The organism is Candidatus Arsenophonus nilaparvatae (assembly GCF_045346035.1).
Taxonomy (GTDB): Bacteria; Pseudomonadota; Gammaproteobacteria; order Enterobacterales; family Enterobacteriaceae; genus Arsenophonus; species Arsenophonus nilaparvatae.
Window position 1 is genome coordinate 2507119 of sequence record NZ_CP158507.1, and the last position, 25700, is coordinate 2532818.

Below are 25700 nucleotides of genomic sequence, written 5' to 3' on the forward strand. Positions count from 1 at the left end.
GAGTTTCAATAATTGATTTCGAGAATCGCTAAGCCCAGATAATCCGTCATGCAAAAAATGATAAATTCAATTCTCAAAAACGACCATTTTTAAGAACAAGGAGGCATATGCCACGCCGTTCAACGTTGTCCGCTACCGAGCGGAAAAACCTGATGGTGTAACCTAATACCGATGATGAATTGATCCGGTATTACACACTCACTGAAGCTGATCTGTCATTTATTCTACAACGACGCGGTGATACCAACCGACTGGGTATGGCTATCCAGTTATGTTTGCTGCGGTTTCCTGGTCAAGGTCTATTGACCGATACTGTTATTTCTACATCGCTGTTAGCATGGGTCGGAAGCCAGTTAGGTATCAATACGGCCTGCTGGTCTCAGTATGCTGAGCGGGGAACTACACGCCGAGAGCACATGTTGGAGTTGCGCGCTTATCTGGGTATGGAGGCCTTCGGGTTGACACACTACCGACAGGTTTTACAGGCTACGACTGAGCTGGCCTTACAGACAGATAAGGGCATTGTGCTGGCTAATAGTATGCTTGATACGTTACGTCACAGGCATATTATTATTCCAACCGTCGACGTTATCGATCGCCTATGTGCTGAAGCTATCACCCGCGCCAATCGGCACATTTACGAAGCATTGACTGGCTCTCTCAAAAACAGTCATCGCCAGCGCCTTGACAACCTTCTAGAGCTTAAGGAAGGAGTAAAATAACGTGGTTGACTTGGTTACGTCAATCACCTATCAAACCAAACTCACGTCATATGCTTGAGCATATTGAACGCCTAAAGTTCTGGCAGGCGATTGATCTCCCAGACGGTATTGAGCGGCAGATCCACCAAAATCGTTTACTCAAGATAGCCCGAGAAGGGGGTCAGATGACACCTTCTGATTTGGCAAAATTTCAGTCGCAGCGGCGTTATGCCACATTGGTGGCCCTGGCTATTGAGGGGATAGCCACAGTCACTGATGAAATCATCGACCTGCATGATCGCATTATTGGTAAGCTGTTCAATGCAGCCAAGAACAAGCATCAGCAACAGTTCCAAGCCTCTGGTAAAGCGATCAATGATAAGGTGCGAATGTATGGGCGTATTGGTCAAGTGCTGATTGAAGCTAAGCAAAGCGGTGGTGATCCGTTTGCCGCCATTGAGACCATCATGTCATGGGACACCTTCGCCGCCAGCGTTACAGAGGCACAAACATTGGCGGGACCCGCTGATTTCGACTTCCTGAATCACATAGGCGAGTGTTATTCCATGCTACGCCGTTATGCACCAGAATTTATTACTGTGCTCAAACTAAGGGCAGCTCCGGTAGCCAAAAGTCTACTCAATGCCATTAATGTGCTACGTTGCATGAACACTAATAACATTCGCAAAATGCCACTGGATACACCTATCGAATTTATCAAGCCGCGGTGGGCCAAGCTAGTCTTGAGCGATGGAGGTATTGACCGACGTTACTATGAATTATGTGCTCTATCGGAGTTAAAAAACGCGCTTCGCTCAGGCGACATGTGGGTACAAGGGTCTCGTCAATTCAAGGATTTCGACGAATACTTAGTATCGGTCCAGAAATTCGCCACCCTAAAAATTTCCAGTGAATTACCGTTGGCAGTGACCCATGATTGCGACCAGTATCTACGTGACCGGCTGGAATTGCTGGAAACACAGTTGGCAAGAGTCAACCATCTGGCAGCCACCCATAGCCTACCAGACGCCATCATTACAGATTCTGGCTTGAAAATTACACCTCTGGAGGCTGCAGTGCCGGATGCAGCACAAACTCTGATTGACCAGTCAGCCATACTGTTGCCACATATCAAGATCACCGAATTGTTGATGGAGGTCGATGAATGGACTGGCTTCACACGTCATTTTACACACTTGAAGACGGGTGATATGAGTAAGGACAAAAATTTGTTGATGACGACGATCCTAGCTGATGCAATTAACCTGGGTCTGACAAAAATGGCCGAATCCTGCCCAGGTACAACCTACGCAAAACTGTCCTGGCTGCAAGCCTGGCATATCAGGGATGACACTTACAGTGCAGCGTTGGCAGAACTGGTAAACGCGCAATTTCGTCAACCCTTTGCTGGTAACTGGGGTGATGGAAAGACATCATCTTCGGATGGACAAAACTTCAGAACAGGCAGCAAAGCAGAAAGCACAGGACATATCAATCCGAAGTATGGAAGCAGTCCAGGGCGTACTTTTACACCCATATCTCCGACCAATACGCGCCTTTTAGTGCAAAGGTTGTCAACGTGGGTATCCGCGATTCAACTTACGTGCTGGATGGCCTATTGTACCACGAATCAGATTTGCGAATTGATGAGCATTACACCGATACAGCCGGTTTCACTGATCATGTATTTGGTCTGATGCATCTACTGGGATTTCGTTTTGCACCCCGTATTCGTGATTTGGGTGACACTAAATTATTTATTCCAAAGGGTAATAACGCCTATAGTGCACTTAATGCATTAATAAGTAATGATAAATTGAATATAAAACAGATACGCGTCCACTGGGATGAAATTCTCCGATTGGCTACGTCAATCAAACAAGGAACAGTTACGGCTTCACTGATGTTACGAAAATTAGGAAATTATCCGCGTCAGAATGGGTTGGCTTTCGCTTTGCGAGAGTTGGGTCGTATTGAACGAACTCTTTTCATTCTGGATTGGTTGCAAAGTGTTGAATTACGCCGTCGGGTTCAGGCAGGATTGAATAAGGGAGAAGCTCGTAACGCATTATCTCGCGCAGTGTTTTTTAATCGATTAGGTGAAATTCGTGATCGGGGCTTTGAACAGCAACGTTATCGGGCTAGCGGCCTTAATCTAGTGACTGCCGCCATCGTATTGTGGAATACGGTTTACTTGGAGAGAGCGATCAACTCATTACGTGCTCATGGACAATTTGTAGAGGAGGAACACCTAAAATATTTATCTCCTCTTGGATGGGAGCATATTAATTTGACAGGGGATTACGTCTGGAAAAATAGTTCTAAAGTAGGAGCGAGTAAATTCAGGGCATTACGTCGATTCAACGGGTCTTAGCGTACAATTTTTTCCGTTTTCTGAGGGGACCCCAATACGCGCATTAGGGTTGATTTGCCGGCACCATTACGGCCAACCAAACAAACCCTTTCATTATCTTCAATATGCAACTCTGTATTATCTAATAACGGCGCATCACTAAAAGCCAGATAGGCAGATGACATATTAATTAATGACATAAATTACTTTTCCTTATCTGCATGACCAATCAACCAGCAGTTATGGATCTGGCGATTACGTGTAAAATCAAGTGAAATGGTTTGCTGAGTGATTTCCTTGGCAGTTAATCCTAATTGAGTAATGCCTGACATATCCATTTTAAAACCACGCTTATTATTAGAAAATACCACTGTACCGCCGGGACGCAGCAAGCGCTTAATCTGCATCATCAAGTTGATATGATCACGTTGCACATCAAAGGTGGCATTCATTCGTTTTGAATTGGAGAAAGTGGGTGGATCAATGAAAATCAAATCAAATTTTTCTGTCGTCTGCGCTAACCAAGCTAAACAATCAGCCTGAATAAGCCGATGCTGCTGACCGGTTAATTTATTGATCTGTAAATTTTTTTCTGCCCATTCCAAATAGGTACGCGACATATCAACACTAGTGGTTGAACGAGCACCACCGAGACCCGCATGTACCGACGCCGACGCCGTGTAAGCAAACAGATTCAAGAAATCTTTTCCTTTACTCATATTCGCTAACATTTTACGCACCAAACGATGATCTAAAAACAATCCTGTATCCAAATAATCGGTCAAATTTACCCATAATTGGGCATTATACTCACGTACTAATAAAAACTTACCCTGCTGGGATAATTTCTCATATTGTTGCTTACCGGCTTGGCGCTGGCGTGTTTTTAACACCAATTGGCTGGAAGTTAATGCCAATACCTGCATGGTTGCACTGATCACATCAAACAGGCGTTGTTTAGCTTTATGGTTATCTATACTCTTGGGCGGTGCATACTCTTGAATAACAATATGTTCGCCATAACGATCAACTGCAACATTATATTCAGGTAAGTCAGCATCATAAATGCGATAACAATCAATCCCCTGTTGTTTGGCCCATTTATTAAGTTTTTTCTCATTTTTTTCAGCCTGTTAGCAAAATCTTCGCCAACCATGCTATGGCTGCCAACCGTTTTAGCGGATAACAGATAATTTTTCTGAATGCAATTTAACGGTCCATTTTTGGCTTTAAACTCACGTTCGGCTCGCAGCCCTAAGCAAGCTAATAGTTCTGGCGAACCACTAAATAGCGATAAACGCCAGCCTGGAAACTGATTTTTTAATACTCGGCCTAAGAGACTGTAAAGCGCGATTAAAGCAGGTTCACTTTCCAAACGCTCACCATAGGGTGGATTGCTAGTGATAAACCCCTGTTGAGCAAATGTAAATGGATTCTCCAATTTAGCCGCATCACCAGGTTGGAAATTTATTAAAGAGTGAACACCGGCTTGTTTAGCATTCTTCTTGGCTATTTCCAAAATGTGGCGATCAATATCTAAGCCATAGAAAAGCGCAGTCGCTTGCTCGATCCCTGTCTGAAACCGTTTTTCCGCTTCAGCAATTACAGCAGCCCAAAGAGTTGGATTATAACCCGACCAGCATTGAAATCCCCAAAATTGACGCGTTAAACCAGGTGCACGATCACAAGCCATCATTGCAGCTTCAATTAATAATGTGCCGGAACCACACATCGGATCGACCATTGGCAAACCAGGCTGCCAACCTGAGCGTAAAACAATAGCAGCTGCTAAATTCTCTTTGATAGGCGCTTGCCCTACTAAACTACGATATCCACGGATATGGAGCGGATCACCGCTTAAATCCAACGATATGGTGGCGTTATCTTTATATAAATGGACATTAACCCGTATATCGGGTTGCTGTTTGGCAATGTTGGGCCGTTTATTCATTTTACGCGTAAAGCTGTCCACAATAGCGTCTTTCACCCGTAAAGCCCCATATTGGCTATTGCGGATAACTTGGTTAGTTCCATTAAAATAAACGGCAAAAGTATCATTTACGGTAAACAAATCCGGCCAATCAATTGTCTGTGCTGCAAGGTAGAGATCCATATCATTAAAAACCTGGCAGCTAGCTAAGGGTAATAAAATCCTCGATGCTAAACGACTCCATAACAGACTCAAATACATGCCACGTTCGTCAACTTGAAAATGCACGCCACCCTGAGCAATATGACAATATTTTGCTCCTAATTCCTCCAGTTCACTTTTAAGTAATTCTTCCAGTCCAAATGCCGTAGTAGCAAACAGAGCTCTCATATCGTTGTCACCTGAATAAAAAATTGCTGCACATTATAGCTAACCCAGCGCACATATCATAAAGTTACTAGCAAAATTATCGCGCTTAAACAGGAGTTAAGAATGATCCGGTTATCTCGTCTTTATATCCATCCAGTTAAATCAATGAAAGGCATTCGTTTGTCACAAGCTTATGCAGAAAATAGTGGCCTGGTTTTCGATCGCTATTTTATGGTTACCAATGATCAAGGTGGGTTTATTACTGCGCGGCAATATCCACAAATGCTGTTATTTAAGCCAATAATACTTGAAAATGGCATTCAAATACAGGCACCTGATAAGCAAACAGCAACTATTTTATATAAAGACTTTATTAACCATCCTTTACCAACTGAAGTGTGGGGCAATCATTTTACCGCGTTTGCCGCACCAGCGAAGATTAATCAATGGCTGTCGCAATATTTTAATTCTGCTGTTCAATTAAGGTGGTTAGGTAAAATACCCAGCCGCCGAATAAAAAAATTTCCAGCTATCCCTCTCTCATTTGCTGATGGCTATCCTTATCTTGTTATTAATCAAGCCTCATTTAAAGCGCTTCAAAAACAATGCCCATCTGATATTAAGTTAGAACAATTTAGAGGCAATTTGATCATAACTGGTGCCGAGGCTTTTGCTGAAGATAGTTGGCACACAATACAAATCGGTGAGGTTGTTTTCGAGCTTGTCAAACCTTGTAGCCGCTGCATTTTGACGACAGTAAATATTGATGATGGCTCACAGCACCCGACTGGAGAACCGTTAACAACACTACAAAGTTTCCGCACTGATGAGCATGGAGAAATTGATTTTGGCCAAAATGCCATCGCCAAAAATAGCGGTCTGATCCGCGTTGGCGATACGGTGAAAATTTTAACTAAAAAACAACCTAAACAATATAAAACGGTAAAATCAACTAAGCCTCAGATAATTAATCAAGAAAAAGAAACCACATTATTAATCGATGTTAATGGCACAGAATATTTAGCCAATAACCAAATTGTTATCTTGGAACAATTGGAAAAGCATGGCTTAAAAATTCCCTACTCTTGCCGAGCAGGCATTTGTGGTTGTTGTAAAATGAAACTAATAGCAGGTGAAGTGATCCCATTGACAAAAACAGCAATCAAAGAAGATGGCGTTATCCTGAGTTGTAGTTGCATTCCCAAAACAAATATTAAATTACTATTAAGCTAATTCTTATCCATCATTCGTCATCAATGAATGATGGATATTACTGTTGGTTTAAAGATACTGCACAAATTAGTTATTATATAAACCTTGAATATTGATTAATTCAGGTTATTTTTTTTATGAAACAGCTCTTTCATATATTAAACTACTGGCTGATGGTTGATAAATCATTAAGCGATTATTCATAATCTTAATCGGATCACAAAATCTCATTACCCGATCTTTCAAAACTAATCTAGGCTCAATTAATAAACATAAGCTGGCATATTTTCCTGCTTCTGCCACTAAAAACAATGCTTTCTGTCCACTATCTTCAATATGAACCTGAACAACATCCCCCAACACCAAATCATCGTGGCAATTTACTGGCAAAAAATACCAGCTTCTAGGCATCTGCGGCTTTAAAAAACGAAAAGCAACTAATGCATTTAAAATTAATTCCGCACTATGCTCATCAGAAAGTGATAATTTTTGCAGCTGTTCTTCAATACAATGATATAACCCCGCATCATCAATATTAAAAGTCATTTCTCCATAAGCAGATGCCACCAACATTTTTGCTGGAAAACATGAACGAAATAACATTCCATTAGCCAAATCTAACATCATCCTTTCATGTTCATTATCGTAATACCAGCGCCACTGATTATTGGGTTTTATTTTCATTTATCACCCCTCAATCTGATCACACTATTTACAAGCTTAAAATCCATACTAATTAAAATTAAGATAAAAAGTACTTCTATAAAATAAATAATAGAAATAATAGAAAAAATTTCGAGTTTTTACGTAAAGATATTCAAAGAAAAGCCTGAATTTAATAAATTATCAGATTACAAAATAAATATTAATGATATAAAAAAGCAGTCAATCTTTTATAATCCTAAATTAAGATTAAATATAATTAACAATATTTTTAATTAATTTAGGGCCGTGATAAATAAATCCAGAATAAACTTGTAGCAATGATGCCCCTGCTGCCAATTTTTCTCTTGCTGCAACCAAAGAATCAATTCCACCAGCAGCCATGATTGGCAACTGTCCTTTTAACTCCTTGGTTAGCAACCGCACAATTTCAGTGCTTTTCAATTGCACAGGTCGGCCGCTCAATCCACCAGCTTCTTCTGAATATCTTAATCCTTTCACTAAATTCCGATCTAAAGTGGTATTTGTGGCCACAACGCCATCAATCTGGTGGCGAATTAAGCTATCACTAATTTGAATAATCTCTTTTTCGGTTAAATCAGGCGCAATTTTTACCACCACAGGAACATACTTTTGGTATTGTTGTGCTAATAAGTGTTGTTTATTTTTAATTGACTGCAATAAATCATCCAATGCTTCACCATATTGTAACAATCTTAAATCTGGCGTATTAGGTGAAGAAATATTGACAGCAATATAACCTGCATATGAATAAATTTTTTCCATGCAAATTAAATAATCGTCTTTACCTTGTTCAATCGGTGTATCTTTATTTTTGCCAATGTTAATCCCAATAATACCGTCGTACTTCGCTTTTTTAACATTCTCAACCAGGTTATCAACACCTAGATTATTAAATCCCATGCGGTTGATAAGCCCTTCAGCTTCAACCAGGCGGAACAGCCGAGGTTTTTCATTACCAGGTTGTGGGCGAGGTGTGACCGTCCCTATTTCTACAAAACCAAATCCCATCGCGCCAAAAGCATCAATACATTCGCCATCTTTATCAAGACCGGCCGCTAATCCCAATGGATTCTTAAATGTCAATCCCATACAAGTCGTTGGCTTAAAATTGACCGACTGCCGGATCAAAAACTTTAGCGGCGAATGCATGATATATTTAAGCTGCCGGAAGGTAATTTCATGAGCTTGCTCTGGATTTAAGCGAAATAGCGCCTTTCGGATAAGGGGATAAAACATTAGCTGTACCTTTTTTTGATAGATAATGTAAATTATTTAGTCGTAGAAACCATTTACCGTTTTTTATTCTAGAAAAACAGTCTATTGCTAAATTTATCAGCAAATCTCAATGGTATGTACAGATGATCATGATAATTTAAATATGCCTAATATGACACTGCTTTTTATCATTTAAGTTTTTAAAAATAATAGGTAAAAGCAAACTGATAGATATCCCCCCCAGATAATCTTATAAAAAAAGGGATATCTTATTTAAGTAATCGTTTTTATGAAGGAAAACGCTGGTAACCTAGTGAAAAATAAAATGCTATTGGTTTTTCAACGCCTTAGTAATTTTTTCAAATAGATCAGCGGAAAGATTATCTAACTGTTTTAACTGTGTTAACGCCTGATACATCAGATTTTGACGTGTTTCATCATAGCGTCTTAGACGAATCAACGGCTCGATCAAACGAGAAGCAACCTGCGGATTGCTGCTATTTAAAATAATTAACATTTCCACTAAAAACTGATAGCCAGTACCATCCTCAACATGAAACGCTGTCGGATTCTGCGCAACAAAAGTTCCAATCAGGGCACGTACTCGATTAGGATTCTCCATACTAAATGTCGGATGAGTAAATAAAGTACGTACTGTTGACAAAACATTTTTAGCTGGACTGGTGGCTTGTAGCATAAACCATTTATCCATTATCAAACCATCATGACGCCAACGCTGTTCAAACTCTGCCATCAGCTGTTGACAATTCGGTAATTGGGCCGCTACCGCAGCACTCAAAGCCGCCATCGTGTCAGTCATATTATTAGCCTGATAATATTGCTCGGTGAGATACTTATCCGCTTGTTGCTTATCATGGCCAAAAGCCAGATAAAATAAGCATCTATTTCGCAAAGAACGTTTGGCAATATCCCCATGATCGATTCGATACTCGGTCATTTTATTGGCATGATAAACGGCAACAAATTCAGCCGCCATTTCATTGGCAAATTTTTGGATAATAAAGTTAATAACATTATGGATAGCTATCGGATCGATGATAGCAAACCACTCAGCGACTTCATTTTCTGAAGGTAAAGTAAATAGCTGCGCTTTTAAAGCCGGATCACAGGCTTCATCAAGTAAAACAGATTTGAATGCGTCAATAATATGCTGCGGCAATATTAAATCTTCCCGCTGCTGTTGGCGTACGACATTATCTTTAATATAAATCGATAGTAGTGATTGCGCAGCATCCCAACGAGCAAAATCATTACTGGCATATTGCATCAATAATGCTAATTGCTCATCAGTGTATGAATAATCCAATTTCACCGGCGCGGAAAATTCACGCAGTAATGAAGGTATTGGCGGCGAATTAACCTGATCAAAAATAAAAGTTTGCTCAGCCTTAACCACATTAAGCACGGAATGCACAGCACGACCACTATGCTGTAATGGAATTACATTACCTTGCGTATCATACAGCTCAATATCTAGCGGTATATGTAATGGTAATTTTTCTGCTTGATCTGCCGTTGGTGCTGTGATTTGACTAATATGCAATAAATATTGCTGTTTTTCCGCTAAATATTCATCTCTGACCGTCACTAAAGGTGTACCCGATTGGCTATACCAACGACGAAAGAGAGTCAAATCAATTTTAGAGGCGTCTTGCATCGCTTGCACGAAATCATCACAGGTTGCGGCACTACCATCATGGCGGGCGGTATAGAGTTTCATACCCGCCTGAAACTGTTCTTCGCCTAACAGCGTGTGCAACATCCGAATAACTTCCGCCCCTTTTTCATAAACGGTTAAAGTGTAGAAGTTGTTCATTTCTATTACTTTTTCCGGACGAATAGGATGCGCCATCGGACTGGCATCTTCTGCAAATTGATGCGCGCGCATCAGCCTGACATTTTCAATCCGATTTACCGAACGAGAACCCAAATCAGAACTAAATTCTTGATCGCGAAAAACGGTTAACCCTTCCTTCAGACTTAATTGAAACCAATCTCGGCAAGTAATACGATTACCCGTCCAATTATGAAAATATTCATGACCAATCACCGCTTCAATATTCAGATAATCCTTATCCGTTGCCGTTTCTGTTTTGGCCAACACATATTTGGCATTGAAAATATTGAGTCCTTTATTTTCCATCGCTCCCATATTAAAGAAATCAACGGCCACTATCATATAGATATCTAAATCATATTCGTAGCCAAAACGTGTTTCATCCCAACGCATGGCATTTTTCAAAGAGACCATTGCCCAGTCAGCCCGATCAAGGTTACCCTTATCGACAAAAAGTGCTAACGTAACATTACGGCCACTTTGGCTAACATAATTATCATAAAGAACATCAAAATCACCTGCTACCAGGGCGAAAAGATAACTTGGCTTAGGGAAAGGATCTTGCCATTTTACCCAATGACGGCCATCGTTTGTTTCTCCTTTGTCAATCTGATTACCATTGGAGAGCAAATACGGATAGCGGGATTTATCGGCGATAATACAAGTTGTAAACCGTGCTAATACATCTGGCCTATCTAAATAATAGGTAATATGACGGAAACCTTCTGCCTCACACTGAGTGCAAAGAACATCAGCTGACACATAAAGCCCTTCTAATGCAGTATTTTTTAGCGGATTTATTTCATTAACTACCTTAAGAACAAAAGTATCAGGCACTGATTCAATAATCAGTTTTCCTGCCTCTTCACGATAGGCTGTCCACGGTTTATCATCAATATGAATAGTGTGCAAAATCAGGTTTTCGCCATCGAGTATCAACACATTAGCCTGTGAATTTAATCGTTTTACTCGGCTAATGGCAGTGACAATGGTGGTTGCAGGATCAAGCACAAAATCCAATTCAATATCGGTAATGGTGTAATCAGGCACCTGGTAATCCTGACGATATTTCTCTTGTCGCTGTTGCGTCATAGTAAATTTTTACCTGTATCAATTATTGTTATGTTTCAATATGGTCAATTATTTGGCAATAATGATATCTTAAAACCTCTTTCTTTTGATCATAAATCATACCTATGATTAATATTCAATCCGTTTGGTCTTTTATTAACATGTTATTTATTGCTGCAAAAAACTCTGCGATATAAAAATAATTTGATAATATCAAATAGATGATTAAAATTTTTTATAACTACGCCAGAAATATATATGGAACGGCCTTCACTCTTACTAGCATCAACAGGTATACTCTGGCATATTTTATCTTTAAGTCGAGAGTAATGCTTCCGCGAGGATAGCTAACGCATTATGAATTTAAATGCACCACCTATCATTACATCACTGCTAGATACTGATGCTTATAAACTGCATATGCAACAAGCCGTCTTTCATCACTATAACCAAGTATCGGTTGTAGCAGAATTTCGTTGCCGTAGTGATGAACGACTTGGTAACTATGCTCAGGCTGTACGCCAACAAATAGATTTAATGGCAAATATTGCATTAACGCCAACTGAATACCGCTATCTGCGTGGACTGCCTTTTTTTAAAGCTGATTATCTCGATTGGTTAAAGAATTTTCGCTTCAATCCGACGCAGGTTAATGTTTATACCACGCAAGAAAATCAGTTAGCGCTAAGAATTAGTGGTCCATGGCGTGAGGTTATTCTTTGGGAAGTACCTCTATTAGCCTTAATCAGCGAACTGGTCCATCGCGATCGCTCGCCCAATGTAACAACCGAAGATGCCATTGAACAGTTACATAAATTGATTAAGCATTTTTATCAAGACGCAAAAACACAAAATATTAATTTAGCTAATTTCAAATTAATGGATTTTGGTACTCGCCGACGTTTCTCTCATGCGGTGCAATACGCTATTGTCAATGAGCTCAAAAACCATTTCCCTTATTTTACCGGTACAAGTAATTATAAGCTGGCCCAACAACTCCAGCTTAAACCTGTTGGCACCCAAGCCCATGAGTGGTTTCAAGCTCACCAGCAAATTAGTGCTGAACTCGCTAATAGCCAGCGCGTGGCGCTGCAAAGTTGGCTGGATGAGTATCCCAATCAATTAGGCATTGCACTAACAGACTGTATTACGATGGATGCTTTCCTGCGCGACTTCGATATCACCTTTGCCAATCGTTATCAAGGATTACGGCATGACTCGGGTGATCCATTAGAATGGGGTGAAAAAGCAATTAGTCATTATAAAAAGCTGGCTATCGATCCGATGAGTAAAACGCTGGTTTTTTCAGATAACCTTGATTTACAAAAAGCATTGATCCTTTATAAACATTTTTATAAACGTATCAATCTTATTTTTGGTATTGGAACCCGTTTAACCTGCAATATCCCTCAGGTTAAACCGCTTAATATTGTGATTAAATTGGTTGAATGTAATGGTAAACCCGTCGCTAAATTGTCTGATAGCCCAGGAAAAACCATCTGTGATGACGATGAATTTATTGTTCGCTTAAAGAAAGCTTTTGATATCCCAAGTACAACGAAGCCGATTGATAACAAACCTAACTGACTATTATGGCAAGTTATTTTATCGATTGTTGCAGCAGGATAAATTAAATTCTTATTACAAAGGCCTTTTTATCTGGTTATTCCCATTTTAAACTTGCTATTTTTACTTGTTTCTTACGCGAGGACAAGTAACATAAGGCCTTCCCCAATCGGGACCAACTTTAAACAACTAAATATCAAAAGAGAGTATTTTATGAACATAGCGCCTGTAGTCGAAGTACTACAAGGCCGTGTAGCGGTAGGCGAAGAAGTAACCGTTCGTGGCTGGGTACGTACAAGGAGAGATTCAAAAGCCGGTTTCTCGTTCCTCGCCGTCTATGACGGTTCCTGCTTTAATCCATTACAGGCTATTGTAAATAATGAACTAGATAATTATGAAACCGAAGTTTTACATCTGACCACCGGTTGCTCGGTTGAAGTAACCGGGATCGTGAAGTCATCAGAAGGTCAAGGGCAAAATTTTGAATTATCTGCCACTCAGGTTGTTGTGGTCGGTATGGTGGAAAATCCTGATAGTTATCCAATGGCTGCTAAGCGTCATAGTGTCGAATATTTACGTGAAGTGGCACATCTGCGTCCACGCACCAATCTTATCGGCGCCGTTGCCCGTGTTCGCAATACGCTAGCCCAAGCTATTCATCGTTTCTTTCATGAAGAAGGCTATCTTTGGGTTTCAACCCCCATTATCACCGCCTCCGATACCGAAGGTGCCGGTGAAATGTTCCGCGTTTCAACATTAGATTTACAGAATATTCCGCGTACAGAAGAAGGGGATATTAATTTTGATAAAGACTTTTTTGGTCGGGAAGCATTTCTAACCGTATCCGGTCAGCTAAATGGCGAAGCTTATGCCTGTGCATTAAGCAAAATTTATACCTTTGGCCCAACGTTTCGCGCAGAAAACTCTAACACCAGCCGCCATTTGGCTGAATTCTGGATGGTTGAGCCTGAAGTCGCTTTTGCCGACTTGAACGATATCGCCAGCCTGGCCGAGAAAATGTTAAAATATGTCTTCAAAGCGGTTTTGCAAGAACGCCATGATGACTTAACCTTCTTTGCCGAACGGATCGATAAAGACGTCATCAACCGGTTGGAAAAATTTGTTGCTTCGGATTTTGCTCAAGTTGACTATAGCGATGCGATTAAAGTGTTAGAACAGTCGGGTCAATCCTTCGAAAATCCAGTGGCTTGGGGTATTGATCTCTCTTCTGAGCATGAACGTTATTTAGCTGAGCAACATTTCAAAGCACCCGTAGTGGTCAAAAATTATCCAAAAGATATCAAAGCTTTTTATATGCGTCTGAATGATGACAATAAAACTGTTGCTGCCATGGATGTATTAGCGCCAGGTATTGGCGAAATTATTGGTGGCTCTCAGCGTGAAGAGCGATTGAATAAATTGGATGCCCGGATGGAAGAAATGGGACTTAACCAACAAGATTACAGCTGGTATCGCGATCTGCGCCGTTATGGTACCGTACCCCACGCCGGATTTGGACTCGGATTTGAACGCCTGGTCGCTTATGTCACTGGCGTACAAAATATTCGTGAAACCATTCCATTTCCTCGTACTCCACGTAACGCAAGCTTTTAAATATTTAATCTTAAAAAACGAATAAATATTATAATGATAACTGGCCAGTATACCGCTGGCCTTTTTATTTTTAATTATGATAAATAGCAAAAAGTTCCCTTTTATTTACATTTTGAAATACATTATTTCCTTTTGTTACATATATTGTATTTTTGTATCATTTTCAGGGTAGATAAAAATATTTACCAATGGAACACTGGACGCAGAAACGAGACGACACTAAACTCTTAAAGATAGTTCCCAATGGTTGGGAATTTATTTTTGGCAGTGGCAGGTGTCCGAATAACACCAATGAGGGTAATAATAATGATGAAGCGCAATATTCTTGCAATAGTTATCCCGGCGTTGTTAGCTGGTACAGCAAACGCAGCTGAAATCTATAACAAAGACGGCAACAAGCTGGATCTATACGGTAAAGTTGACGTTCGTCACTTCTTTGGCAAAAGCAGTGGTGGCGATGAAGGCGATGATTCGCGTGTTCGTCTTGGTATAAAAGGTGATACTCAAATCTCTGATCAGCTAACTGGTTTTGGTCGTTTCGAATGGGAAACTAAAACCAACAGAAGTGAAGCTGAGAACGAAAACACAAACCGTCTAGCTTATGCCGGTTTGAAAATTGCTGACTTTGGTTCATTCGACTATGGTCGCAACTATGGCGTTCTGTATGATGTCAACGCTTGGACTGACGTTCTGCCTCTTTATGGTGCAGACTCTATGTCTCAGGCTGACAGCTACTTGACTGGCCGTAACCGTAACCTGTTAACTTACCGTAGTACTGATTTCTTTGGTCTGGTCGATGGCTTGAACTTCGCCTTACAGTATCAAGGCAAAAATACTGACAGCAATAAATCAGGTAGCGATAAATTCCTGAAGAATAATGGTGACGGTTTCGGTTTAGCGGCTAACTACGATATCGGCTGGGGCGTTACATTGGGTGCTGGTTATGCCAAATCTAATCGTGGTCTGACTGACGCTCAGAAAACCATTAGTGAAGCTGGCGGTAATAATGCGGAAGGCTGGAACGCTGGTATCAAATATGATGCCAACAACCTGTATCTGGCAGCGATGTACGGCGAAACCTTTAATATGACCCGTTTTGGTAGAACAGTAAACGGTAACGACATGACGCGCGTCGCTAACAAAACTGAAAACTTTGAATTGGTTGGTCAGTATCTGTTTGACGAAATCGGTCTGAAACCATCTATTGCTTATGTACAGTCTAAAGGTAAAGATTTAACTGATCCTGCCTACTCGCAGAAGCAAGATTTAGTGAAATACGTTTCTCTAGGTGCTTTCTACTATTTCAACAAAAACCTGACCGCAGTTGTTGATTACAAAATTAACCTAATCAATGGCAACAATGGCTTTGCTGATAAATATGGTATTGGCAGAGACAACCTGGTTGGTTTAGGTTTAGTTTACCAGTTCTAATTATCGCTTAGCGGTAGTTTAACAGTAAAAGTGAAAACGTAAATTCGAAAAACAGCGCTTTAGCGCTGTTTTTTTATCAATTTATGTTAATTGGTAAAATATTGTTACCGGCAAAACAATATCAACCGAATCTAATATCACAAGTTTGCCTTATTTTTACCTCAGAGTGTTGGCAAATCATTTTCATCGCGTTAACCTGAGATCCCTCGATTACCAAATCACAATTGAGTCATTGGAATTATAAATATGTTGGAAAATATTATTGCTGCTCCTGCGGATCCTATTTTAGGTTTAGCAGAGAGTTTTAATGCTGATCCGCGTAAACAAAAAATCAATTTAGGTATTGGTGTTTACAAGGATGAGTCAGGGAAAACCCGCATTCTTTCTTCCGTCAAAAAAGCAGAAAAATATCTGTTAGACAACGAAGTGACTAAAAATTATCTTGCTATCAGCGGGATAGCCGAATTTGCCACTGTTACTCAAACCTTACTGTTTGGCAACAACCATCCAATAATTACCGAAAATCGAGCTCGCACTTCACAGGCGCCAGGTGGCACCGGTGCATTGCGTATTGCTGCTGAATTTATTGCTAAACAAACCTCTGCCCAACGCGTCTGGATCAGCCAACCAACCTGGCCAAATCACCAGAATGTATTTAAAGCGGCTGGCCTGACATGTTGTCATTACAATTACTATGATGCTGAAAAGCATAATCTGGATTTTGCTGGCATGTTAAGTAGCTTAGAAGATGCAAAACCAGGTGATGTATTATTGCTACATGGTTGCTGTCATAACCCGACCGGTATCGACCCAACACCAGAACAATGGGAAATTTTGTCTACTCTGGCAGCTGAAAAAAACTTATTGCCGGTTTTTGATTTTGCCTACCAAGGTTTTGCTAAAGGCCTGGACGAAGATGCGCAAGGTTTACGTATTTTTACCAACAAAAACCCTGAAATCATTATTGCCAGTTCCTACTCGAAAAATTTTGGCTTATATAATGAACGAGTTGGTGCCTGTACAATTGTTGCCAATAATAGTGATCAAGCAGAGCGAGCCTTTAGTCAAATAAAATCAATTATCCGCGCAAACTATTCTAATCCCCCAGCCCACGGTGCAGCCATTGTTACCACAATTTTATCCGATGAATTACTAAAGAAAGAGTGGATCGAAGAGCTGACAACCATGCGGCAGCGCATCCAACGTATGCGACAGCTATTTGTGAATACATTACAAGAAAAAGGCGTTAAGCAAGATTTTAGTTTTATTAGTAAACAAAACGGTATGTTCTCTTTTAGTGGCCTTAATGAAGAACAAGTAACTCAGCTACGTGAAAAACATGCTATCTATGCAATTAGTTCAGGTCGTATTAACGTCGCTGGCTTAACGTTAGAGAATATGGTTCCTTTATGCAAAGCTATCATTGACGTATTATAAAGAAACAAACTGTTAATTCAGACAGTTACCGATTAGGCCAATACCCTAATCGGTTTTCATTATTAAAAGCCTAACGGCGAAATTGTGGTAACTGAATAAAACTAGCCTTGTAAGAAGGGATTAAATTGCCGTTCAGCCGCCAAATTAGACATTGGCCCATGACCAGGAATAAATTGATAATCATCACCAAGGGGCAAAATTTTTGTTTTAATTGAGTGGATTAATGTTGCATGATCACCTTTAGGGAAATCAGTGCGGCCAACGCCACCCTGGAAAAGTACATCTCCCATAGAAATTAGCTTATCTGCATGATTAACAAAGATAATATGTCCAGGCGTATGGCCTGGGCAATGTAGAACAGCCAGTTTAATGTCAGCAAAAGTAATTTCATCACCCTCTTGCAAGTAGCGATCTGGCGTAAAGTCCGGACATTGCGCAACACCAAACATTTGGCTTTGAATTGCCAATCCGTTGATCAAAAACTCATCTTCTTTTTGCGGACCATAAATTGGCACCGAGAAATGCGCTGCTAACTCAGCACAGCCACCAACATGATCAAAATGACCATGGGTTAATAAGATATACTGTAAATTTAATGAACGCTTTGTAATTTCTGCAATTAATTTTGCTACTTCACCACCCGGATCAACAATAACGGCATCCAAGCTCTTTTCATCCCAAATTAGCGTACAATTCTGCTTAAAATCGGTTACAGGAATAATATCAAATTTCATATGGTAATAAGTCCATTATTTAAATAAAATTTATTTAATAATCTAATAGCTTACCATTTTCTGACCGGTCCTGTATCAATATGGACAAAATTACTATTAGGATAATAGCCCACTCCGCCTGCTCGCATTTTTAATGCTGCTTTGCGAATATGGTTAAGTCCGACCCCTTGGATATGAAAATCCATTGCTCGGCCATGGGTATGATAGCTGTTTTTAGCAACCCCACTACTTTTACGTCGAAGTGCATTATTGGTTTCGACTGAGCGATAGCCAGAAACTAGTTGAACAGGTTTATTGGTTCCCATTAGTACTTGCAACAAATAAATCTGATCAAATAATTTCGGATCAATAATTTTAATTTTATTATTACGATGATCACGGAATAAGTGATTCAAGCGGGTCAATTCAGCGTTATTATAACGACGACCATCAAAAAACTCAGTCTTAAGAAACTCACCAGTATGAAGATTTTCAAAGCGAAGAATTTTGGGTCGCGGGGTTGTTAATGCCGCAAAGGCATGCCTAGGTAATAAGCTAAAACCCAATGTTATCGCGCCATAACCTAACCATTTTCGTCGATTTTGATCAATATTGTCCATAGCCACTTAACTCAAATAAAAATAAAAAATAACCAACATGTACAATAATTATACCGAATTTATTCCACTACTTTTGTATAATTATGTAAAAAATATAAATGTAACTTTATATAATATCACATTTAATACATGTTAATTATAATTAAATATAATATTATTATAATCTATTTTTGCAATAACTATATCAAATCGCTCAATATTTATACTTATCACGCACAAAATAACCCCATTATCAGTCAAAATTTTGTTAACGCCTGAGTTTAATCAGTTATTTTGCAAAAAGCATAATTTATCGCTAAAAACGATATTTATGCATCTATACTAAATAAATTAGAAAATAACACATGATTGAAATTTAATATAAAAGAGGCTTTTGCCCCCTTTTATATCATTTTTATCCATTAGTTAAGCGTGGCTCTTATTTCATTTAAATAATTCATCGCCCCATAAATGACATTGTCATAGCTATAAATATCATCCCGAAAATTGGCAACATTTTTGTTATCAACCCAGGCGGTTTGGTAATAAAGATAAATGGGTATCCTGCCTGGAATATTAATATAACGTGTGTCACCTAGCTGAAGCGCACCATCAATACGCTGTTGATCCCAACTAGCTCGCGCCAGTAAAATTGATGCTAACACTGATGCCTTATTTACTCGCACACAACCGGAGCTAATTGAACGATTTTGCCGATTAAATAAACTATGGTTAGGGGTATCATGTAAGTAAATTGCATCAGAGCTTGGCATGTTAAATTTATAACGGCCAAGGGCATTGGATGGCCCTGGTGCCTGGCGTACACGATAGGGGAAGGATGAAGACGAGATGGCATTCCAGTTAATTGAGTAAGGATCAATAGGATAGGCATCACGCTCCCAACCGGATAAAACCGTAAAACCTCGGCGAGCAAAATAACCCGGATCTCTTCTGGCTTGAGGCAAGATATCTTTACGAACCATGCTAACAGGAACATTCCAGGGTGGATTAATCACAACACTATTAAGTTCACTGCTCATTATCGGGGTTTTACGATCAGGACGCCCAACAATCACTTTAGAATCTATAATTAATTGATTATTTGAGTAAAAATGTAATGTATAAGCCGGAATATTAACTAACATACCAGAACCGCTTTCATTGGGAATAATTCTTAAGCGTTGGATATTAATCGCCAATAAACCAGCCCGATCGGTAGGTGAAGTATTTAACCATTTTAATGTTGCGTTACCAATAATACCATCCGGTTCTAGTCCATACATTCGCTGAAATTGTTTAACCGCATCAACTAATAATCCATCATAGCGACGACTATTTTGATCGGTAAGTGGATCCTGCGATAACAATCCATTGCGAGTCAAAATTTCACTTAAGGAAACAAGATCATTGCTTGCTTGGCCTGGCTTTAAGAGACTAGCCGTATTTATTTTAGGCCATATTTGTTGATCTGATAAATAAGCCAACATCTTCGTTCTCATCGGTAAGTACGAGGCGTGTTGTGGCGCTAATGTTTTCAGCCAACTGGCTAATTGTTTAGAATTAACCGCAGTTTGCCACTGAGAAACGGCACCAACCGTCGGCTCACGAAGTTGATAAGGCGTTTTTTGATATAACCAATCTTTACCATTATATTTTACATTACATATAAAATATAAATAACCCAACATAGCATCTGACAAAATAATATCTCGTTCCATCTGATTGAGTTGTTTATTTTTTACTAATAGGGATAGCCATTTACCAAACTGAGGCTGAAAACCGGCCAACGCTAATTCTGCTAACTGCTGCTTAAATTCTAATACCGCTGTTTCATCACCCCACAATGGTTGCATATTATTTTCAGCATAGAGCTTAGCTAATCTGTCGGTATATACTAAATTAGTACCTGGTGATAAGAAGCCTTGCAGCTGCTGACGACTTTTTTGTATCTCTTCAGCAGTTACATTTTTCTGCTCAGAAACCAAATTGGTTAAAGGAACTTGGATATTTGTGGTTGTGTTTATTTGCGCGAGCTGTGCACACGCTGGTGTTACTGTCAATATTACACAGCCTATTAATGAAGCACGCAGAGTGTTGACTCGTTTATTCGCCATAATACCACCTTTATAATTCATTTTTATTGTTTTAATAGCAGAGTAAAAAATTTATCTTTAGAAGGTTAAAATTAACTAATCCGTTGTGGTTTATTTGATACAAATTTAAATAATTTTTTATTTAAAAATAATCATATTTATAAATTAATTTATAACCCGCACTGATAAAGTAAATTTTCATTTAAAATAAAATCCCATAAATTTTAGATTTAATACTTATTAAAAATTAAATTGCTAACCTACTATTTAAAATATAATCTTCGATCACTTTATTTTCAATTGCAATACTTAATTTACTTTTAAAACATAGCCGTAATAAAAAAACCGCTATCAAGAAATAGCGGTTGTTAAAATATAAAAATAAATTTTTACTACTTGAAATTAAGTGACAGCAGAAGATATTTTTAACTGTTTATCTTCTTGTCCAAAACCTTTCAAACCAACGACATGAACATGCTCCTGTTGGCCAAATACCTTACGTACCAACTTATAAGTCGTCCCTTTTTCCGGACTGATATTTTCAGGCGCAGCAATAATTAATTGCATTTTTAATCGTTCACAAAGTTCAAATAATGTTGCAATCGATTTAGCATCCAATCGAGCCGCTTCATCCAGGAATAAGAACCTACAAGGTAAAATATCTTTACCTCGTAATCGTTGTGACTCTTCTTCCCAACTCTGTACCACCATCACCAAAATTGACATGCCTGTACCAATTGCTTCTCCCGTCGACAGCGCGCCACTTTCAGCTTTGAGCCACCCATCCGAACCACGATTAACTTCAACGTCCAGTTCTAGATAATTACGATAATCAAGTAATTCTTCACCAATTGTTTGGGGCAGGCGTTGGCCAATATCTAGCTGTGGGTTTAAACGTTGATAAAGCTTTGCCATCGCTTCAGAGAATGTCAGACTCTTATTTTTAAACAGATCCTGATGATGTTCGTGCTCTTCTGATAACACATCAAGTAGTGATTCATGACTTTGTCGAATATTAACATTAAGCCGAACCCCTTTTACCTGTCCAAAAGCAACGGACTGTAGCCCTTGGTTAAGCAGGCGGATGCGATTTTGCTCACGATGGATCGTTTTACGGATAATATTTGCCACACTCTTTGCACTAATGGCCAATTTTTGTTCACGGGCTGTTAGTTCTTCTGTCAAACGCGCTAATTCAATTTCCATTTGTTCAATGGCATCAACCGGATCATCAGTACAAATAATGTCTTGTCGAATACGTTCACGTAAATGTTGATAAACCGCAATAAAGAACGCTACTTTGCGCTCTGGTCGTTTAAGATCTTCAGAGGCACGTAATACATCGCGTAAATGTTCATTATCCGCTACCGCTTGCCTAAGTGCACCCAGCGCTTTATCTGACATCGAACGTAAACTATCGCCATCCATATAAGCTAATTCACGCCGATGTAAACGACGCTCGACACCGTTTTCTCTGACCATATGCATTACAACACACCAACCAGATTTACCGGAGACCACCTGCTCGCGAAGTTGGTAATAATCCCGCTCTAATTTACGTAATTTTTTCTGCCAATTGTCCATTTCAGCTTCACAAAATGCGATCTGTTTTTCCAATTGGTTAATGCGCGAGCGATTAGCATTTACAGCTTCATAAAGTTGGTCTCGGCGTTCGCGTGCCCGTTTTTCAGCATTACTATCTGCTTGAACGCCAATTGCTTTTATTTCAGCTTCTAATTCTCTTAGCATATCCTGCTTAGTTTCATAAGAGCTACGCAGTGAAGCTAATAGTTGGTTAAATTGCGCCGTTTTAGTTTGTTGCTGCCTTAACTGTTCACGTGCCTGACTACGCTCTTTTTCAGCCTGTTCCAGACGCTTGCGGAGTTTATTATTTAAATCGGTATTTTCTGACAGCATCTCCGTCGAGTCGTGATAACTAAAATGAGCGCGACGTTGAGCAACTTCAATTAAAGCAAAAGATTGCTGTTTAGATTGTTGCTGCAACTGTTTGACCTGTTCATATTCATGACGTAATTGCTCATGCTGCTCAGGATCACTTTGTAGGACGTTGGCTATTGGCTCTAATTTTGCTAACGATTTTGCATGCTTATGCAAAAAGTGCCCCGCTTCTTCTGCCTCTGCCAATGCTTCACGGATTTCTTCAATCCGAGAGACTAGCGTTTCATCCATTAGCAAATTAACTTTTGGCAATAACCGGTTTAAATTCGACAAACGTTCTTTGGTCGCAATATGTTGCTGTTTTTGTTGTTGTGTTTGTGCTTCAAATTGAGCTAATTGGCGCTCAAGTTCATTTTTACGTTGATTTAAAGAACGAATTTCAGCCTCTGGATCGGCGTCAAAAACCACCGCCAGATGTTTACCAATAAAACCACTAAATGCATGATGAGCGCGTTGTAATTTTTGCATATCAAATGAGAGAGTCGCATAACGCTCAGCTAAGGTATCTCTCTCTTGGCTCAACATCTCCAACTGATTTTCACGCGCTGCCCGACCAAATAGGGGGACTTCAGGGTAACGAGAAAAACGCCATTGACGCTCTGACGAACGTACTAATACTGACTGGTCAAATTCTTCTGCATTAAACACGCTATCATCAAAAGATTGCGGATCGCCTTCAATAAAATAGACATCATCAGGACATTCGGCTATCAATTCACCAAGCTGTGAGTGAATTTTTGCTAGCTCAGGAATAACAATACCATGTCTTGCTGGACCATAGAGCGCTGAAAAATAAGGCGCATCATCAATAGTAATGTCATCATAAATTTCAGATAACAAAACACCACCAAGCCGTTCAGCTAGGCCAAGTAAGCGGTTATCATCAGCGCCGCTCGGTTGACTAAGATGAGCTATTTGTTGCTCCAATTCACGCTTTTGACTGGCGACTTCATCACGTTCAACGGTGATTTCACGTTCTTGTTCCAACAATTGCTGTAGATGCTCGGTAATTTCATGACTATGGCTAAAGTTATCATTAGCCTGCACAGTTAATTGATTAAGGGCATCTTGTGCTGCCAGCCAAGTAGGTGCTTTTTTGGTTAGGGTTTGAATTTTTTGTTTGATCTGCTCAAGCTCTTGACGCATTAACATGCGATGCTCACTACTTTCACTAACAGAAATACTCAGTTCCTCTTGCTGAGCTTCTAATTCTTCCAGTAGTGTCGTTAATTCATCTGGCTGATATTGCTGTTCAGAATATTGACAAAACTCGGCTAAAATGCGTTGGGCATCTTGCTGACTATTAAGTTTTTGCTCCAGCTCAGCTAATTGCATCTGTAGCGGCTTAATGCGTTGGGCAAGATGTTGTTGTGAAGCCCAGTCGCGCAATAATTCACGTGCTTTTTGATAAGCCTTATCCCGTTTTACCTCACCGCCAATATCGTTAACTAAGCTATAAGCTTGGTCAAATTGGTTAGTCGCCGCATCAATAACACTGATTTTCTGCTCCAGAGCAAGTAATTTTTCGGTATTCTGTTGCTCTTTTTGCTCAAAACTAGTTAAAAATTGCTCAACATTATCTGGCGTTAGTTTAGGTAATTGGCAAATTTTCTTTGCCCTTTCCAACGCTTGCTGGGCTTTTTGATATTGAATTGCACGCGTTTGCTGAACATCTAACGCTTGCTGATAATCAGCCAGTTGACTTTTTATCTCATCAACTTCTAATTCAGTCGCCTCAACTTTGGCTTCATGCTCACTTTGTTGCTCTAATGCTTGTTCAACAACTTCACTCTGCTCTTCCAGACGATAAGTTATCTCTTCAATGTCGGTCTGATAGCGATCAATTTTTTCCTGCTGACGTACCGCGGCTTGCACTAACCCCAGATGGTCACTTGCTGCCTGAAAATCCGCTTCTAAATCTAATGAAGAACCATTTTGTTCATCCAGTTCACGTACCATTTCAACATGACGGGTCTGGGCAGCTATCAGTTGTTTACGGCCGTCAAATAATTCCGCTCGAACAGCAAGTGCACTATCTAGATGAACCCGGCGTTCATTAGCATGCCGCATATAATCAGCTGAAACGTAATCCGTTGCTTCATTGATTAAACGTCTAAATAAGTCACGATCAGATTGAGTGACGCGGATCGCTTCAAGAGTTAACCTATTTTCACGCAAAGCCGCTTCCATATCCTGAAAGGCTTTGCGAACACCACTATTTTCCGGCAACAGATAATCACGTAATGAACGCGTAATAGCGCTGGAAATTCCACCGTATAAAGAAGCTTCAATTAAGCGATAAAATTTGCTCCTGTCACTCGATGATCTCAATCGTTTTGGAATAATACCCAGCTCAAATAGCTGAGCGTGGTAATCAGTGATTGAATTAAATTGTTTAAACTGTACACCTTCAATCGCATCCATTTGATCTTTTAAATCATTTAAACTAATTACCCGCGCTTGACGTTCTTCTACTTGCTCAGTCAAAATATGAGTCGGTAAAATTGCCGTTGGTAACCTTTCGATTATGAAAGGTTTTATATCAACTTTTTTATCACGTCCCGCAATTTGTTGTAAGCGAACCCCCACTAAAATACGCTGATGGCGAGAATTAATGACGTCCAAAATCGAATAACAAACCCCTGGGCGTAATTTTCCATGCAGCCCTTTATCGCGCGATGCCGAGGTTGCACCCGCTTCGGTGGTGTTACGAAAATGCAACAAGGTTAAATCAGGGATCATAGCAGTAATAAATGCTGCCATGGTGGTCGATTTGCCAGCACCATTGCCACCAGATAACGTCGTTACTAACTCATCCAAATCAAAGGTTCTGGCAAAAAAGCCGTTCCAGTTGATGAGCGTGAGTGAGCGAAACTTGCCTCGTTCTAACAT

The 25700-nt window shown here is 39.8% G+C and carries 12 protein-coding genes and 3 pseudogenes; 6 read left to right on the forward strand and 9 right to left on the reverse strand.

Annotated elements, in window-relative coordinates; all coding sequences use genetic code 11:
* Positions 1–107: 107 nt before the first annotated feature.
* Positions 108–3075 (forward strand): annotated as a pseudogene (locus WH390_RS11750) (Tn3 family transposase).
* Between the two features lie 11 nt (positions 3076–3086).
* Here the strand turns inward: WH390_RS11750 and WH390_RS11755 are convergent.
* Both WH390_RS11755 and rlmKL read right to left on the reverse strand, forming a co-directional pair.
* A pseudogene (locus tag WH390_RS11755) lies at positions 3087–3254 on the reverse strand (ATP-binding cassette domain-containing protein); the annotation flags it as partial.
* A gap of 3 nt (positions 3255–3257) precedes the next feature.
* Positions 3258–5374, reverse strand: a pseudogene (gene rlmKL / locus WH390_RS11760) (bifunctional 23S rRNA (guanine(2069)-N(7))-methyltransferase RlmK/23S rRNA (guanine(2445)-N(2))-methyltransferase RlmL).
* A 102-nt stretch (positions 5375–5476) separates the two neighbouring features.
* On the opposite strand from rlmKL, the gene WH390_RS11765 reads away from it, so the two are divergent.
* Positions 5477–6586 (forward strand): YcbX family protein, encoded by a 1110-nt coding sequence (locus WH390_RS11765; RefSeq protein WP_032116347.1) that lies wholly within the window; start codon positions 5477–5479, stop codon positions 6584–6586.
* Positions 6587–6700: 114 nt separating this feature from the next.
* Here WH390_RS11765 and WH390_RS11770 read toward each other — a convergent pair whose 3' ends face one another.
* From WH390_RS11770 to pepN, 3 genes are all read right to left on the reverse strand, one after another.
* Positions 6701–7249: a cell division protein ZapC gene (locus tag WH390_RS11770; protein WP_032116346.1), complete on the reverse strand. Its 549-nt coding sequence runs from the start codon at positions 7247–7249 to the stop codon at positions 6701–6703.
* Between the two features lie 228 nt (positions 7250–7477).
* The gene (gene pyrD, locus WH390_RS11775) at positions 7478–8488 is read right to left on the reverse strand and encodes a quinone-dependent dihydroorotate dehydrogenase (RefSeq protein WP_032116345.1); all 1011 of its coding nucleotides are present in this window, start codon (positions 8486–8488) and stop codon (positions 7478–7480) included.
* Between the two features lie 307 nt (positions 8489–8795).
* Positions 8796–11417 carry an aminopeptidase N gene (gene pepN / locus WH390_RS11780; protein ID WP_032116344.1) on the reverse strand — a complete coding sequence of 874 codons (2622 nt, stop codon included), beginning with the start codon at positions 11415–11417 and terminating at the stop codon, positions 8796–8798.
* 336 nt (positions 11418–11753) lie between these two features.
* On the opposite strand from pepN, the gene pncB reads away from it, so the two are divergent.
* From pncB to WH390_RS11800, 4 genes are all read left to right on the forward strand, one after another.
* Positions 11754–12983 (forward strand): nicotinate phosphoribosyltransferase, encoded by a 1230-nt coding sequence (gene pncB, locus WH390_RS11785; RefSeq protein WP_052044954.1) that lies wholly within the window; start codon positions 11754–11756, stop codon positions 12981–12983.
* A gap of 192 nt (positions 12984–13175) precedes the next feature.
* Positions 13176–14576: an asparagine--tRNA ligase gene (asnS, locus tag WH390_RS11790; protein WP_032116343.1), complete on the forward strand. Its 1401-nt coding sequence runs from the start codon at positions 13176–13178 to the stop codon at positions 14574–14576.
* 306 nt (positions 14577–14882) lie between these two features.
* Positions 14883–16007 (forward strand): porin, encoded by a 1125-nt coding sequence (locus WH390_RS11795; protein ID WP_275451265.1) that lies wholly within the window; start codon positions 14883–14885, stop codon positions 16005–16007.
* 246 nt (positions 16008–16253) lie between these two features.
* Positions 16254–17444, forward strand: coding sequence for an amino acid aminotransferase (locus tag WH390_RS11800; RefSeq protein WP_032116342.1), 1191 nt, complete (start codon positions 16254–16256; stop codon positions 17442–17444).
* A 101-nt stretch (positions 17445–17545) separates the two neighbouring features.
* Here WH390_RS11800 and WH390_RS11805 read toward each other — a convergent pair whose 3' ends face one another.
* The 4 genes from WH390_RS11805 to mukB all read right to left on the reverse strand — a co-directional run bounded on the left by WH390_RS11805 (position 17546) and on the right by mukB (position 25700).
* Positions 17546–18178: an MBL fold metallo-hydrolase gene (locus tag WH390_RS11805; RefSeq protein ID WP_032116341.1), complete on the reverse strand. Its 633-nt coding sequence runs from the start codon at positions 18176–18178 to the stop codon at positions 17546–17548.
* A gap of 50 nt (positions 18179–18228) precedes the next feature.
* Positions 18229–18777: a YcbK family protein gene (locus tag WH390_RS11810; RefSeq protein WP_032116340.1), complete on the reverse strand. Its 549-nt coding sequence runs from the start codon at positions 18775–18777 to the stop codon at positions 18229–18231.
* Positions 18778–19178: 401 nt separating this feature from the next.
* Positions 19179–20870, reverse strand: a complete 1692-nt coding sequence (gene ldtD / locus WH390_RS11815) for a L,D-transpeptidase (protein WP_032116364.1) — start codon at positions 20868–20870, stop codon at positions 19179–19181.
* A 381-nt stretch (positions 20871–21251) separates the two neighbouring features.
* Entirely contained in the window at positions 21252–25700 is a 4449-nt protein-coding gene (gene mukB / locus WH390_RS11820) for a chromosome partition protein MukB (protein ID WP_406850588.1), read from the reverse strand.

Coding starts and splice junctions, on each gene's coding strand:
- WH390_RS11765 (WP_032116347.1), top strand. CDS start 5,477: ATGATCCGGTTATCTCGTCTTTATATCCATCCAGTTAAATCAATGAAA.
- WH390_RS11770 (WP_032116346.1), bottom strand. CDS start 7,249: ATGAAAATAAAACCCAATAATCAGTGGCGCTGGTATTACGATAATGAA.
- pyrD (WP_032116345.1), bottom strand. CDS start 8,488: ATGTTTTATCCCCTTATCCGAAAGGCGCTATTTCGCTTAAATCCAGAG.
- pepN (WP_032116344.1), bottom strand. CDS start 11,417: ATGACGCAACAGCGACAAGAGAAATATCGTCAGGATTACCAGGTGCCT.
- pncB (WP_052044954.1), top strand. CDS start 11,754: ATGAATTTAAATGCACCACCTATCATTACATCACTGCTAGATACTGAT.
- asnS (WP_032116343.1), top strand. CDS start 13,176: ATGAACATAGCGCCTGTAGTCGAAGTACTACAAGGCCGTGTAGCGGTA.
- WH390_RS11795 (WP_275451265.1), top strand. CDS start 14,883: ATGATGAAGCGCAATATTCTTGCAATAGTTATCCCGGCGTTGTTAGCT.
- WH390_RS11800 (WP_032116342.1), top strand. CDS start 16,254: ATGTTGGAAAATATTATTGCTGCTCCTGCGGATCCTATTTTAGGTTTA.
- WH390_RS11805 (WP_032116341.1), bottom strand. CDS start 18,178: ATGAAATTTGATATTATTCCTGTAACCGATTTTAAGCAGAATTGTACG.
- WH390_RS11810 (WP_032116340.1), bottom strand. CDS start 18,777: ATGGACAATATTGATCAAAATCGACGAAAATGGTTAGGTTATGGCGCG.
- ldtD (WP_032116364.1), bottom strand. CDS start 20,870: ATGGCGAATAAACGAGTCAACACTCTGCGTGCTTCATTAATAGGCTGT.
- mukB (WP_406850588.1), bottom strand. CDS start 25,700: ATGTTAGAACGAGGCAAGTTTCGCTCACTCACGCTCATCAACTGGAAC.